Source organism: Hominisplanchenecus faecis (genome assembly GCF_020687205.1).
Lineage (GTDB): Bacteria > Bacillota > Clostridia > Lachnospirales > Lachnospiraceae > Hominisplanchenecus > Hominisplanchenecus faecis.
Map to the genome: position 1 here is coordinate 37,207 of NZ_JAJEQE010000009.1, position 13,875 is coordinate 51,081.

General features: G+C 42.1%; 14 protein-coding genes. 5 read left to right on the top strand and 9 right to left on the bottom strand.

The window, feature by feature from the left end:
- Positions 1 to 67 precede the first annotated feature (67 nt).
- Positions 68 to 394 carry a hypothetical protein gene (locus LKD42_RS04455; protein ID WP_248834927.1) on the bottom strand — a complete coding sequence of 109 codons (327 nt, stop codon included), beginning with the start codon at positions 392 to 394 and terminating at the stop codon, positions 68 to 70.
- 292 nt (positions 395 to 686) lie between these two features.
- Here LKD42_RS04455 and LKD42_RS04460 point away from each other — a divergent pair, with 292 nt between their 5' ends.
- Positions 687 to 1,631, top strand: coding sequence for an alpha/beta fold hydrolase (locus LKD42_RS04460; protein ID WP_248834928.1), 945 nt, complete (start codon positions 687 to 689; stop codon positions 1,629 to 1,631).
- A gap of 215 nt (positions 1,632 to 1,846) precedes the next feature.
- Here LKD42_RS04460 and rsmG read toward each other — a convergent pair whose 3' ends face one another.
- The 8 genes from rsmG to rpmH all read right to left on the bottom strand — a co-directional run bounded on the left by rsmG (position 1,847) and on the right by rpmH (position 9,105).
- The gene (rsmG, locus tag LKD42_RS04465) at positions 1,847 to 2,572 is read right to left on the bottom strand and encodes a 16S rRNA (guanine(527)-N(7))-methyltransferase RsmG (protein ID WP_248834929.1); all 726 of its coding nucleotides are present in this window, start codon (positions 2,570 to 2,572) and stop codon (positions 1,847 to 1,849) included.
- Positions 2,573 to 2,664: 92 nt separating this feature from the next.
- Complete coding sequence (gene mnmG, locus LKD42_RS04470; RefSeq protein WP_431834993.1) at positions 2,665 to 4,593, bottom strand: tRNA uridine-5-carboxymethylaminomethyl(34) synthesis enzyme MnmG; 1,929 nt, start codon at positions 4,591 to 4,593, stop codon at positions 2,665 to 2,667.
- The gene (gene mnmE, locus LKD42_RS04475) at positions 4,559 to 5,938 is read right to left on the bottom strand and encodes a tRNA uridine-5-carboxymethylaminomethyl(34) synthesis GTPase MnmE (RefSeq protein WP_248834957.1); all 1,380 of its coding nucleotides are present in this window, start codon (positions 5,936 to 5,938) and stop codon (positions 4,559 to 4,561) included. The genes mnmG and mnmE overlap by 35 nt, the downstream gene beginning before the upstream one ends.
- A gap of 80 nt (positions 5,939 to 6,018) precedes the next feature.
- Entirely contained in the window at positions 6,019 to 6,939 is a 921-nt protein-coding gene (gene jag / locus LKD42_RS04480) for an RNA-binding cell elongation regulator Jag/EloR (RefSeq protein WP_248834931.1), read from the bottom strand.
- A 54-nt stretch (positions 6,940 to 6,993) separates the two neighbouring features.
- Positions 6,994 to 8,271: a YidC/Oxa1 family membrane protein insertase gene (locus LKD42_RS04485; RefSeq protein ID WP_248834932.1), complete on the bottom strand. Its 1,278-nt coding sequence runs from the start codon at positions 8,269 to 8,271 to the stop codon at positions 6,994 to 6,996.
- A gap of 81 nt (positions 8,272 to 8,352) precedes the next feature.
- Positions 8,353 to 8,562 (bottom strand): membrane protein insertion efficiency factor YidD, encoded by a 210-nt coding sequence (gene yidD, locus LKD42_RS04490; RefSeq protein WP_147632221.1) that lies wholly within the window; start codon positions 8,560 to 8,562, stop codon positions 8,353 to 8,355.
- Positions 8,563 to 8,567: 5 nt separating this feature from the next.
- On the bottom strand, positions 8,568 to 8,903 hold the full coding sequence (gene rnpA / locus LKD42_RS04495) for a ribonuclease P protein component (RefSeq protein WP_022119703.1): 336 nt from the start codon (positions 8,901 to 8,903) through the stop codon (positions 8,568 to 8,570).
- A gap of 67 nt (positions 8,904 to 8,970) precedes the next feature.
- Complete coding sequence (gene rpmH, locus LKD42_RS04500; RefSeq protein ID WP_022119702.1) at positions 8,971 to 9,105, bottom strand: 50S ribosomal protein L34; 135 nt, start codon at positions 9,103 to 9,105, stop codon at positions 8,971 to 8,973.
- A 678-nt stretch (positions 9,106 to 9,783) separates the two neighbouring features.
- On the opposite strand from rpmH, the gene dnaA reads away from it, so the two are divergent.
- The 4 genes from dnaA to recF all read left to right on the top strand — a co-directional run bounded on the left by dnaA (position 9,784) and on the right by recF (position 13,864).
- Positions 9,784 to 11,175, top strand: a complete 1,392-nt coding sequence (gene dnaA / locus LKD42_RS04505) for a chromosomal replication initiator protein DnaA (protein ID WP_022118258.1) — start codon at positions 9,784 to 9,786, stop codon at positions 11,173 to 11,175.
- A 275-nt stretch (positions 11,176 to 11,450) separates the two neighbouring features.
- Positions 11,451 to 12,554: a DNA polymerase III subunit beta gene (dnaN, locus tag LKD42_RS04510; RefSeq protein ID WP_022118259.1), complete on the top strand. Its 1,104-nt coding sequence runs from the start codon at positions 11,451 to 11,453 to the stop codon at positions 12,552 to 12,554.
- 13 nt (positions 12,555 to 12,567) lie between these two features.
- A complete protein-coding gene (locus LKD42_RS04515; protein ID WP_022118260.1) occupies positions 12,568 to 12,777 on the top strand; it encodes an RNA-binding S4 domain-containing protein in 210 nt (69 codons plus the stop codon).
- 4 nt (positions 12,778 to 12,781) lie between these two features.
- Positions 12,782 to 13,864 carry a DNA replication/repair protein RecF gene (gene recF, locus LKD42_RS04520; protein ID WP_248834933.1) on the top strand — a complete coding sequence of 361 codons (1,083 nt, stop codon included), beginning with the start codon at positions 12,782 to 12,784 and terminating at the stop codon, positions 13,862 to 13,864.
- The last annotated feature ends 11 nt before the right edge of the window (positions 13,865 to 13,875 follow it).

Consider the following 13,875-nt stretch of genomic DNA (forward strand, 5'->3'; position numbering starts at 1 on the left):
TTTTTTAGATATCCAGTCTTAAGCATTCCAAAATCCTGGAAATGTTTCACGTGAAACATACGAAACATTAATCCGGCAGATTCTGCACCTCTTCGAGCATGTACAGAAACTTGTCCAGCTTTGCCGTTACCTCTTCCAGTTCCCTCGCTGTCTGTGCCTGCTGCCTTTTGACATCATTCATCTGCTGATGCATCTCATTCAGCATCTCCTTAGACACACGCATATCTGCCCGCGGCGAAAAAATTTCAAAATCAACGTCTTCCTTTTTTTGCACCTCGTCTATGCTTTTGTGAAGGCACTCACGTATCCCGTCAAGCCTTTCCTTTTGAGCTGTCAACCGTTCTTTTTCGGCTGTCAGACTGTCTGCTTTTTCCTTTAAATACTCTTTTACCATTTTATCATCGCTTTCTGTATGTTCTAACCCATTGTACTGGATAAACAGAGTTATGTAAAGCAATGTTTCACGTGAAACATATGAAATTTTTATATCTTCTATATTGTTTCTTATTTCAAGAATACCTCTGACATTCTTGCTGCGATGTGCACGTCATGCATCCCATGCCATATTCTTCTGTGCACATCTGATATACTTTTGCCTTGTCTCTGCTTACATCTTGGATTATAATGAAGGCAATGAAAAATCACAAAGATCTGTATAAGACAATGTTTCTCAGAAAGGAGTTTTTATGAAGCAAAAAATCAAAACCGGCATTCTCATGACCGCTCTGGCTGTTGGCTCTCTTCACATCGTCAATCGCTGTGCCCAGGCTTTTGCCACGGTTAAAAATCTGCTGGATAAACATAAAGGTGCTTTTTATGACTGGCGTTTCGGTCAGGTCTATTATACAAAAACAGGAGGCGGTTCTCCTCTCCTGCTTGTTCACGATCTGGCTCCGGCTGCCTCTTCCTACGAATGGGATCTGCTGCTGAAAGATCTGTCTGCAAACCACACGGTATATTGCCTGGATCTTTTTGGCTGCGGTCGCTCCGATAAACCAAACCTGACCTACACAAACTATTTTTACGTGCAGCTTATCAATGATTTTATCGAGCATGTGATTCACGAAAAAACAGACATCATCGCTACCGGTCTGTCTTCTTCTTTTGTGTTGATGGCATGCAGTACCAATCCGGATGCCTATAACAAAATTATGATGATCAATCCGGAAAGCATTTCCAATCTGAAATGTACACCGTCCAAACGTTCCAGGATCATCAAATTTATTATGGATCTTCCGATCGTCGGTACAGCTGTATACAACATGCAGATGCGGCGGGAAAATATTGAATATTTATTCACTGAAAAGTATTTTTATAACCCTTTCTCTGTCTCAAAGAAGACGTTGGACATTTATCATGAAGCTGCTCATCTCGATGAGTGCGGCGGGAAATATCTGCTGTCCAGCCTGGATGGATTTTATTTAAATGCAGACATCTCCAGAGCCTTAAACAGCATCAACAACAGTCTGTTTATTCTCGAAGGAAGAAAGACAGCGGAACGTGAACGAACCGTCGAAGGCTATGTCCTCCTCAATTCCGCTGTAGAATACGATTTTATTGAAAATACAGAAAAATACCCGCAAATGGAAAATCCGCAGGCTGTACTGGAATATGTTGACATGTTCTTTTAAAATTTAAATCTGATATATGTAAGACTTGCACGCGATTCTGGTCATTTTCAGATGACATTTCCCCAGCAGAATCGCTGTGCAGTCTGCACTCCGTTTCAGTCGGCATAAAATTACCCTGGCGGCAACAAGGCTTTACAGAAAACGAAGCGTGTCAGCAGATTGTTTTCAAATCATCCTGACGTACGTTTTTACATTATTACACTCTTTTTGCACATTCACGCAAGAGGCTCTTTCGTCGGCATCCCGGCTTTTCTCGGGTATTTCTTCGGCGTGCTTCTCTTCTTTTCCACAACCACAAGTGCCCTCTCCATGTCACTTCCCGGCAGATGGAATTTTTCCACTTTTCCGATTTCTCCGCCAAGCACATAAACTGCCTTCTTACTCTGAGCGATTTCTTCATCCACTGAAACAGATTTATAGGAAACAAATTTTCCGCCGACTTTTACAAACGGCAGGCAATACTCGGTAAGGGACGCAAGGTTCGCAACTGCTCTGGAAACAGACAGATCAAACTGTTCGCGGTATTCTGCTTTTTTCGCCGCATCTTCTGCTCTTCCATGCACCGTTTCGATTCCGGTAAGCCCCAGGTTATCCACAACTTCATCCAGAAATTTGATCCTTTTGTTCAAAGAGTCCAAAAGTGTCACCTGCAAATGTGGATAAACAATCTTCAGCGGGATTCCCGGAAAGCCGGCTCCGGTCCCGACATCGATCAGGCTGTTTATTTTTTCCATCTCCACATATTCTGCCGCTGCCACGCTGTCCACAAAATGTTTCTGCATCACTTCGTCAAATTCAGTGATCCCGGTGAGGTTCATCACTTTATTCCATTCTACCAGCAGCTCATAATATTTCTCAAACTGTTCAATCTGCTTCTCTGTCAATGTCACGCCAAATGCCTGACATCCATCTTCTAAAATATGAAATTTACTTCTGTCCACGTTTTCCTCCTGTCAAATATCTCGTGCATCTGACTTAAAATTCAATATTTACGTTTCGTCTGCCAAACATTCTTTTGCCGCAGGACTTCACTTTATTTTCGATCTCTGGATTCCAAATATACGAGCAGTACGGAAATATCCGCCGGTGACACACCGGAAATACGGGATGCCTGTCCGATGGAAAGCGGCTGGAATTTTTTCAGTTTCTGCACCGCTTCAATTCTCAGGCTTCCGACTTCGTCGTAATTAATATCTTTCGGAATCCGTTTGTTTTCCATTTTCTTGAACTGCTCGACCTGCTTCATCTGTCTTCGGATGTAGCCCTGATATTTGATGTTGATATTGACCTGTTCACACACACCGGCAGAATACTGCGGTCTGTTTTTGTCAATCTCTGCTAACATCTCATAGTCCAGCTCCGGACGGCGTACCAGTTCTCCGATGGTTGTTCCGGACTTCAGAAGTGTACTTTCATGTGCCTCCAGAAATTTCTGTACTACTTCGGTTCCGCCGATATTCTCATGATCTACACGTTCCATTTCTTCTGCGATCTGACGCTCTTTTGTTTTCAGATCCTGATAGCGTTCTTCGGAGATCAGCCCCACCTGATAACCTTTCTCTGTCAGACGCAGATCTGCATTGTCCTGGCGCAGAAGCAGACGATATTCTGCTCTGGATGTCATCATACGATATGGCTCACGATTCTCTTTTGTTACCAGATCATCAATCAGAACGCCAATATAAGCTTCCGAACGATCAAGGATCAGCGGCTCTTTTCCCTTTACCTGCATTGCTGCATTGATACCGGCAATCAGTCCCTGTGCCGCTGCTTCCTCATATCCGCTGCTGCCGTTAAACTGTCCGCCACTGAAAAGTCCCCTGATATTTTTAAACTCCAGGGATGCATCCAGCTGTCTCGGATTGATGCAGTCATACTCTATCGCATAGGCATTGCGGACAATCTTTGCGTGCTCAAGTCCGGCTACCGTGTGGTACATTTCATGCTGAACATCTTCCGGAAGAGAGCTTGACATACCGCCGATATACATTTCGTTCGTATGCAGTCCTTCCGGCTCAAGAAATACCTGGTGTCTGTTTTTATCTGCAAATTTTACCACTTTGTCCTCGATGGACGGACAATATCTCGGTCCGGTTCCTTCGATCATACCGGAATATAGGGGGGAACGATCCAGGTTTTTGCGAATAATTTCATGTGTCTCTTCGTTTGTATACGTCAGCCAGCAGGATGCCTGGTCGATCTGGACACTCTCCGGGTCGGTTGTAAAAGAAAAGGGTACCACTCTCTCATCGCCAAACTGTTCCTGCATTTTTGAAAAATCAATCGATCTGCGGTCTACACGTGCCGGTGTACCGGTCTTAAATCGCTGCATCTCGATTCCATGTGCTTTCAGGGAATCTGTCAGATGATTTGCTGCCTGCAATCCGTTTGGCCCGGTATAATTACTGATATCACCGTAAATACATCTTGCACGCAGATATGTTCCGGTACAAAGCACGCAGGCTTTGCAGTGATACGTTGCCCCGGAGAATGTTTTGACTCCGGTGATTTTTCCGTCTTCTGTCAGAATTTCTGCAACTTCTGCCTGCACGATTGACAGGTTATCTGTGTTTTCCAAAACTTTTCGCATGGATCTGGAATATTCTGCCTTGTCTGCCTGTGCACGCAGAGAATGTACGGCAGGTCCTTTGGATTTATTGAGCATCTTGGACTGGATAAACGTTTTGTCGATATTTTTTCCCATCTCACCGCCAAGTGCATCGATCTCTCTTACCAGATGACCCTTGGAGCTTCCACCTATGTTCGGGTTGCACGGCATCAGTGCAATGCTGTCCACACTCACGGTAAAAATGGTTGTGGAAAGTCCGAGTCTTGCACAGGCAAGTGCTGCCTCACATCCGGCATGTCCGGCTCCTACGACTACCACATCTGTATATTCTTCTAATGTATTCATTTCTTGCCTCCACTTATTTGCCCATACAGAACTTACTGAAAATTTCATTTACCAGATCATCATCCACGGCCTCGCCGATAATCGTTCCCAGAGATTCATATGCACTCATCAGATCGATCGAGAAGAAATCCTCCGGCATATCCTGTGCGATGCTCTCCGTCACCTGCTTCAGGCTCTCTTTTGCATCCATAAGCGCTGCCTTATGACGCATATTTGTGATACATACCTCATCGTTAAAAGAAAGGCTACCTTCGAGAAACATATTTTTAAGTGTATCCTCAAGCTGTTCAAATCCAGTCTCATCTTTTGCAGAAACGCAGATCACCGGATGTTCTCCCACTTTTTCCTTCAGGATCTGTTCTGTCGTTACCGGCTCCAGATCCGATTTATTTAAAAGAACGATCACCTTTCTGCCTTCAAATAGTTCGATAATCTCTTCATCATTCTCATCCAGTGCGGTCGATGAATCTGCCACGTACAGAATCAGGTCTGCTTCTTTTGCATATTTTTTTGCACGCTGCACACCAATCTGCTCTACGATATCTTCCGTATCACGGATGCCTGCGGTATCCATCAGGTTAAGTGTGATGCCGTGAAGATTGATGCTCTGCTCCAGCACATCTCTTGTCGTTCCCGCAATGTCTGTCACGATCGCCTTTTCCGTTCCGCAGAGCTTGTTAAGCAGAGAAGACTTTCCGGCGTTTGGCTTTCCAAGGATTACCGTCTTGATGCCTTCCGTCATGATCCTTCCATCGTTTGCAGAGCGGATCAGCTTCTCGATCATCTCGATCCACGCTTCATTTTCCTTTTCAAGCTCCTGCGGATAACCGTCAAGGCTGATATGTTCCGGATCATCCAATGCCGACTCAATATATGCAATATGATAAATGATCTTTGCTCTCAGATCCTTTATTTTCTGACCGATGCTTCCGCGAAGCTGGCCGACGGAACTTTTCAGAGCGTATTCATTTTTTGCCTCAATGACATCCATCACCGCCTCCGCCTGCGACAGATCCATTCTTCCATTTAAAAAGGCACGTTTGGTAAATTCTCCCGGCTCTGCCGGAGCTGCACCATTTTTGATCACAGCTTCCAGCACTCGCTGTATCGCATACACACCGCCGTGGCAGTCGATTTCTACGGTATCTTCCGCCGTAAAACTTCTCGGTGCACGCATCAGAACTACAAGCACCTCATCCAGCACTTCGTCTCCGTCACAGATATAACCATAGTGAACCGTATGGGATTGCTGTTCTGATAATTTCTTTTTGCCTTTCGGACTTCTGTATACACGGTCCGCTATTTCAAATGCCTGATCTCCGCTGATTCGCACAATCCCGATTCCGGAACTGTTGACTGCTGTGGAGATCGCTGCAATCGTTTCACCTTTCATTGATTCCTCCTGATATTCAAAAAGTCTGATTTTCGGCAGCATATCTGCCGCACTGAAAATCAGACTCATATCACTTACAACTATTTTACTTTACTGTTTTTTAATGTAACAACTACTTTACGATACGGCTCTTCGCCCTCGCTGTGTGTGGACACCAGCGGATCATTCTGAAGTGCAGAATGGATTACTCTTCTCTCGTATGGATTCATCGGCTCCAGGAATACCGGTTTCTTTGTTCTCTTTACTTTGAACGCAATATTCTTTGCCAGATTTTCCAGCGTCTCTTTTCTGCGTGCACGGTAGTTTTCGGTATCTACCTTCACACGTACATATCCCGCATTGCCTTTGTTGACAACGAGGCTTGTAAGATACTGGATAGAATCAAGAGTCTGTCCTCTCTTACCGATCAGAACACCCATGTCTTTACCGGAAAGCTCGATGTTCAGATTGTCATCTTTATCAAATGATGTTTTGATGCAAACTTCTGAATCCATTGCTGCAAACATTTTCTCTAGAAATTCTTTTGCATCTTTCTCTGCTGCTTCTTTGTTGATTGGAAGCTTTTCTCTTGTAACTGCCGGTTTTGCCTGCGGTTCTTCTTTCTTTACTTCCACTTCTTTTTCAGCTTTTGACTGCGGCTGATTTTCCGGTTTTCTTTCCGGTTTCTTCTCAACCGGTTTTTCTTCCTTCTTTTCAACCGTTTTCTCAGGCTGTTTTTTTACCGGCTCTTTGGTAAATTTCTTTGCCGGTTTTTTCATAAAGCTTTTCTTTTCAGAAATGTCCTTCAAAGGATCTCTTACGGCTTCCTCAAAATCAAGAGAAATATCTTTTTTCTTTCTTGCCCTTATAATGGCCGGTTTTCTTCCGATTCCAAAAAGTCCGGAAGTTGCTTCCTGAATAACATCATATTCAATATTATCGCTGCTTGTTCCAAGCTGAATTGCTGCATTCATGATCGCTTCTTCTTTTGTCTTCGCAGAAACCTCGATATACTCTTCCATTTTAATACCTCCCATCCTTCTCCCCATATTACTTCTCTTTATTACCTTATTACTTTAATTCTTATTTTTCTTACCTTTTGGATTCTTTTCATCAAACTGCTGAACCATTCTCGCTTTTGCTGCAATACTTCCCGGTTTCGCATCTGCGTGTTTATAGTACTCCGTAGAATCCTGGATTTTTTTCTGACGTTCTGCCTGTTTCTTCTCATCCACTTTCTGTGCATCCTCAAGATCTTTGAAGTTTACTTTTGCATGCTCAGAAATTTTCTTTGGCGGAAGTCCCTGTTTCTTACGTTTGGCATTCATTTTCTCCACATTTTTGCGGATCAGTGCGTCCATATCCATCTTTTCCATATGTTTGTTGACAACAACCTGCTGGATACCTCTGAATACCGCACCTGCGATCCAGTAGATACCAAGACCGATCGGAAGTGACAGACAGAAGAATACGGATACCAGAGGCATCATATTGTTCATCATCTTCATGGAGCTTTCCATGGAACTGTCGTCTCCCGCCGGGCTTGCTGCTGCCTGCGGCATCAGTCTGGTGTTGAGCCACTGGCTTAAACCTGCCAGTACCGGGATTGCCAGTGCACATACAAATAAAATCCAGTTATGTGCCTTGAAATTTTCCACCATCGCTGTCATCGGTGAATTGGAAATATTCAATCCCAGGAAATAGTTCATTTTATCAAGACTGCCTGTTGTCTGTGAGATCATACCTGACAGATCCGGAAACTTCTCTGCCATTGCAGTCCAGTCTGCCGGTTTGAACTTGTACAGTGCATCGATCGCACTGTTTGCTGTATAACCAAGTCTCTGGAAATTGACCTGGTTTCCTACTATATCAGCTAAAAACTGCTGTGTACCCTGTGTCTTTAAAAGAACATTTACAAGAGGAGTAAATACATCTTTTACACTTGCAACGTAAGCCGGAATATTCCAGATTACACGATACAATGCAAACAGGATCGGCAGCTGAATCAGCATCGGAAGACATGTTCCCATCGGAGAAACACCGTATTTTGCATATACATTCTGTGTTTCTTCGTTCATCTTCATCATACTTACCTGGTCGTTTTTGCCGGCATACTTTTTCTGGATTGCCTTTATCTCAGGATTCATGATCGCAGACATCTTTGAAAACTTCTGCTGTTTGATCGTGAGTGGAGTGAGCAGGGCATAAATAACCAGTGTAAACAAAATAATACATACACCGATATTGGAAATCCCAAACACCCCGTCAGTGAAACTAAAAATCGCATTCATCAAAAGACCTAACAGTGTTGCCACCTGTCCAATGATGATGGTGTTGCTTTTTGTTAATAACATAACCTTCCTCCTGCATATTCACCTGACATTATACAGCAGTTCTTCATATTCAATTTTCTATTTTTAATTCTTCCTACCCGTTTACGGAACGGGATCATAACCACCCTTGGAAAAGGGATTGCATCGCAAAATCCTCCAGCATGCCAGAAGACTTCCTTTAACAGCCCCGTATTTTTGTATCGCCTCCAGGCCATACTGCGAGCAGGTCGGTGTATAGGGGCATCTCGTATGCTTTAATGGTGACAGAAATTTCTGATAAAACCGGATCATTGCGATTAAAATATTTTTCATGAATATCAACCTGCTATTTTATGCACTTTACCAAGATGTAATAATGCACTTTCTACTTCAAAATAATTCTTATCTTTTGCAACAGGTCTTGCAATTACTACAATATCATATCCTGAGTGAAACCTGGTTTCACTCAGGCGATAACTTTCTCTTATCAATCTGGCCAGTCTGTGTCTGACCACACTATTGCCCACCTTTTTACTGACCGAAATCCCAAGTCTGTTCCTCTCTGTCTGATTCGGATAGATATACATAATGAGATAACGGTTGGCGGCCGACTTTCCATACTTATATACCGTCTGGAAATCTCTGTTTTTTTTCAAAGACTCTGAAAATATCATACTGCTTCCTTTTTTCTGTCATCCTTTCAAAAGACGAACATAGAAGAAAAGGCCACACATCTGCGGCCTATGCTGATAATTTTTTTCTTCCTTTTAATCTTCTGGCAGCAAGTACTTTTCTTCCGCCTGCAGTGCTCATTCTTGCTCTGAATCCATGAACTTTAGCTCTGGATCTTTTCTTTGGCTGAAATGTCATTTTCATTATTACGGCACCTCCTTATCAAATATAAAATCTGTTTTATCTGTTTAGAAAACATCGTTTCAATTATATATGCAAAGCCCCATAAAGTCAAGTAATTCCGTGATTTTTTCAATTGAACCGAGCTTTGGGGCAGAACCATTCCTGTCAGTCCCATAGACAAACGGATGCAAAGCGGACATCTGCATAGTTTACACTCAGTTATCCACATTTTGGGGATAACTTGGGGATAACTTTTTTATTTGATGTGAAAAACTTTTTTCTTTTTCAAAAAAATGCCTTAAAATAAGGCTTTTCCCACTGTGGATGATGTTCCTTTAGTTATTCACACTGCCAATCCCCCCTCTTTCCTTCTTTCGACATTTTTCTACATTTTTCGAAGTCTGTGATTCCCAAAATTCCTTTATTTTTCAACCTTTTTTTCATCTGGTTCTTCTGTAACATACTTATGTAAACTTATTGGTTTACATAAAGTTATCCACATTTTGGGGATAACTTGGGGATAACTTCGTGTGTAACTTTTGCATATTTTCTACATTTTTCCCACAAACGCCCATTTTATCGCATTTTTGAGTGTGGATTATTGTCGAAAAGTTATGCACATTCAAAAATAAGCATTGATAATTTTCCTGTTTTAGTTTAATATTAAATAAGTAAAACTGGCCTTAAAAGGAGATCCTCATGAATATCATAGAAGAAAAGTGGGACAGTGTTGTGGATACCCTCAGTACAGAATTCGGATTTTCCCCAATTTCCATCAACACCTGGATCAAACCACTTCAAGTACAAAGATATGACAGTGACGAAGGCACTCTTTTTATTTATGTCCCGATTGATGAAATGGGTATTAACGAGGATTTCATTAATTCCTATATAAATAAGAAGTTTACAACTCCGCTTCGTTCTACGATTGCAGAGCTCACAGGACTGGACTGCACCAAGATCGTGTATACTGTAGAACAAAATGTTGTAAAAGAAGCGGATTCCTCTTCGAATACTGACAATTCTTTCAATAATATATTAGAAAAAGCAAATTTAAATCCGGAATATACCTTTGAAAACTTCGTTGTCGGAAGCAACAACAAATTTGCACACGCTGCATCTTTGGCAGTTGCCGAATCCCCGGGCGAAATCTACAACCCCCTCTTCCTCTACGGAGGTGTTGGACTGGGGAAAACCCATCTGATGCACTCGATCGCACACTTTATCCTGGAAAATAATCCACAGACCAGAGTACTTTATGTAACGAGTGAATCCTTTACGAATGAACTGATTGAAGCGATCCGAAACGGCAATAATACTGCTATGACAAAATTCCGTGAAAAGTACCGTAATATCGACGTTCTGCTGATCGACGATATCCAGTTTATCATCGGAAAAGAGTCCACACAGGAAGAGTTTTTCCACACATTTAACGACCTGCATGGTGCGAAAAAGCAGATCATCATTTCATCCGATAAACCGCCGAAAGAGATCGCAACGCTGGAAGGAAGGCTGAAATCCCGCTTTGAATGGGGCCTGATCGCAGATATTTCTTCCCCGGATTATGAGACAAGGATGGCAATCCTCCGCAAAAAAGAAGAACGTGATTCCAAAGAAAAAGGTTACCATCTGGATGATGAAGTCATTCAGTATATTGCTACCAATATCAAGTCCAATATCCGTGAACTCGAAGGTGCACTGAACCGGATCACTGCAATGAGCAGTCTTGAACACCGCGAAATTACAGTAGAACTGGCACAGGAAGCCTTAAAGGATATGATTTCACCGAATGCAAAACGAGAAATCACCCCGGATCTGATCCTTCTGACCGTTGCAGAACACTTTCATATCAAAACAGATGATATAAAAGGTTCCAAACGAAGTGCTGATATCGTGATTCCAAGGCAGATTGCCATGTATCTGTGCCGTGAAATGACCAGCACACCGCTCAAAGCGATCGGAAAACTGATGGGAAACCGCGATCATACGACCGTACTTCATGGAGTTGAGAAAATTTCGAAAGAAATTGAGACTTCCGATGATCTGAAAAACACGATAGATATCATTAAAAAGAAACTGAATCCAAACTAGACGGCCGAAAAAGCATCGTCTTTTTATTTGTGCACAAAATAATGTGGATATGTGTTGGATACTGTGTGAATAACTTTAGCCAATTTCTGAGGATGTTAATAACCCACCGGTTTTCCTCAGAAATTTGTGGACTTTTCACCAGTTTATCCAACCTGTTTTTTCCCTTAAATTCAAGGATTTTGGGAGTTATTCACATATTCACATCCCCTACGGCGGCTACTGCGAATTTTCTCTTTAATTTATCTCATTTAACCCACAAAGGAGTTATCAACACAATGAAATTAGTATGCTCAAAAAGTAATCTTTTAAAAAGTGTGAATATTGTTCTGAAAGCAATCCCAGGAAAAACAACCATGCCTATCCTGGAATGTATTTTGATTGATGCATCCACAAACAATATTAAATTTACAGCCAACGATATGGAACTTGGAATTGAAACCATCGTTGACGGTACCATTCTGGAAAAAGGAATTGTTGCAATTGATGCAAAAATTTTCTCTGATATCATTCGTAAACTTCCTGATAATGATGTTACAATTGAAACAGACGGAAATCTGACGACTACCATCACCTGTGAGAAGGCAAAATTCAGCATCAGCGGTCAGTCAGGGGAAGAATTTTCCTATCTTCCTTATGTAGAAAGAGATAATCATATTGTTGTCTCTCAGTTTACATTAAAAGAGGTGATTCGTCAGACTATTTTCTCAATCGCAGCCAATGAAAACAATAAGATGATGACCGGCGAATTATTCGAAGTCAAAGGCGATATGCTGCGTGTAGTATCCCTGGATGGACACCGCATAAGTATACGAAAAATTGAATTAAAAGAGGAATATTCTGATATCAAAGTTGTCGTTCCTGGAAAGACACTTATCGAAATCAGTAAGATTTTATCAGGCGAAACCGAAGATGAAGTCAGTATTTTCTTTACAAAAAATCATATTGTCTTTGAATTTGATGATACCGTTGTTGTGTCACGTTTGATTGAGGGTGAATATTTCCGCATTGATCAGATGCTTTCCAGTGACTACGAAACCAAGATTCAGGTAAATAAAAAAGAGCTTCTGGACTGTATTGACCGTGCGACACTTCTGGTAAAAGAAAGTGATAAAAAACCGATCATCCTTTCAATCACAGATGATAATATTGAACTTAAGATTCAGTCTCAGATCGGTTCCATGGATGAAGAAATTGACATCAATAAAGAAGGCAAGGACATTATGATCGGATTTAATCCGCGATTTCTGATCGATGCTCTTCGTGTTATTGATGATGAAACGGTTGATATTTATCTGATGAACCCGAAAGCACCATGCTTTATCAGAGACGAACAGCAATCTTATATATATTTGATCTTGCCGGTTAATTTTATGGCATAAGGAGTGAAAGTTTATGGAAACAATTAAATTAAGAGATGAGTTTATCAAACTTGGTCAGGCATTGAAAGCAGCAGGTTTTGTAGAGTCCGGCGTGGACGCAAAATATGCCGTTCAGGATGGTCTTGTGAAGGTAAACGGCCAGACAGAAACACAGCGAGGCAAGAAACTGCATGCCGGCGATGTGGTAGAATATGATGGTCAGACTGTAAAAATTACAGATTGATGGAATGATAGTAAAATCTTTGAAGCTGAATCAGTTCCGCAATTATGAGTCGCTGCAGTTGTCTTTTGATAAGGGAACAAATCTTTTCTATGGGAACAATGCCCAGGGGAAGACCAATATTCTCGAAGCGGTATATCTATGCGGAACGACGAAATCCCATAAGGGAAGTAAAGACAGGGAAATGATCCGTTTTGGTGAGGAAGAAGCTCATATACGGATGGCGATCAGCAGAAGCCAGAGTGCTTATGAGATCGATATGCATCTGAAAAAGAACCGGCCGAAGGGCATTGCAGTCAACGGCGTGCCGATCCGAAAGGCGGCAGAGCTGCTTGGAATCGCAAACTTCGTTTTTTTCTCACCGGAGGATCTTGGTATCATTAAAAACGGACCGGCAGAGCGGCGGCGTTTTATTGATATGGAACTTTGTCAGCTGGATAAGCTTTACTTACACGAGCTTTCCAATTACAATAAAGTGATCGTACAGAGAAATAAGCTGCTGAAAGAGTGTTCTTTTAACAGTCAGTATGAAGAAATGCTGGATATATGGGATATGCAGCTGGTAAAATATGGAAAAAAGCTGATCGAATCAAGGGAGCGGTTTGTCGAAGAGCTTGGCGTGATCGTAGCAGAGATACATAGAAATCTGACGGGCGGCAGAGAAGAGCTGATGGTCCGTTATGAGAAAAATGTTTCTGCGGACGAATTCGAAAGAAAACTTCAGACTTCCAGGAAACGGGATCTGAAGGTGAAAATGAGCATGACAGGTCCTCACAGGGACGATCTGCTTTTTGAAGTAAAGGGTGTAGATATCCGCAGATTTGGATCGCAGGGGCAGCAGAGAACGGCTGCACTTTCGCTGAAACTTGCGGAGATCGAACTGGTAAAAAGAGCGATCAAAGATACGCCGGTACTGCTTCTGGATGATGTACTTTCCGAACTGGACAGCAGCAGGCAGCAGTATTTATTAGACAGTATACATGATATACAGACGTTGATCACCTGTACGGGGATCGATGATTTTATAGAAAACAAGTTTCAGTTGAACAAAGTTTTTCATGTTGCAGACGGTGTTGTTTGCGAAGGATGAAAAGAAAAGAC

Bases quoted from the DNA above. Each gene is read 5' to 3' on its own strand.
- dnaA (WP_022118258.1), top strand. From the start codon at position 9,784: ATGAATATCATAGAAGAAAAGTGGGACAGTGTTGTGGATACCCTCAGT.
- recF (WP_248834933.1), top strand. From the start codon at position 12,782: ATGATAGTAAAATCTTTGAAGCTGAATCAGTTCCGCAATTATGAGTCG.
- mnmG (WP_431834993.1), bottom strand. From the start codon at position 4,593: ATGAAATTTTCAGTAAGTTCTGTATGGGCAAATAAGTGGAGGCAAGAA.
- mnmE (WP_248834957.1), bottom strand. From the start codon at position 5,938: ATGAAAGGTGAAACGATTGCAGCGATCTCCACAGCAGTCAACAGTTCC.
- dnaN (WP_022118259.1), top strand. From the start codon at position 11,451: ATGAAATTAGTATGCTCAAAAAGTAATCTTTTAAAAAGTGTGAATATT.
- rpmH (WP_022119702.1), bottom strand. From the start codon at position 9,105: ATGAAAATGACATTTCAGCCAAAGAAAAGATCCAGAGCTAAAGTTCAT.
- LKD42_RS04515 (WP_022118260.1), top strand. From the start codon at position 12,568: ATGGAAACAATTAAATTAAGAGATGAGTTTATCAAACTTGGTCAGGCA.
- LKD42_RS04455 (WP_248834927.1), bottom strand. From the start codon at position 394: ATGGTAAAAGAGTATTTAAAGGAAAAAGCAGACAGTCTGACAGCCGAA.
- jag (WP_248834931.1), bottom strand. From the start codon at position 6,939: ATGGAAGAGTATATCGAGGTTTCTGCGAAGACAAAAGAAGAAGCGATC.
- rnpA (WP_022119703.1), bottom strand. From the start codon at position 8,903: ATGATATTTTCAGAGTCTTTGAAAAAAAACAGAGATTTCCAGACGGTA.
- yidD (WP_147632221.1), bottom strand. From the start codon at position 8,562: ATGAAAAATATTTTAATCGCAATGATCCGGTTTTATCAGAAATTTCTG.
- LKD42_RS04485 (WP_248834932.1), bottom strand. From the start codon at position 8,271: ATGTTATTAACAAAAAGCAACACCATCATCATTGGACAGGTGGCAACA.
- LKD42_RS04460 (WP_248834928.1), top strand. From the start codon at position 687: ATGAAGCAAAAAATCAAAACCGGCATTCTCATGACCGCTCTGGCTGTT.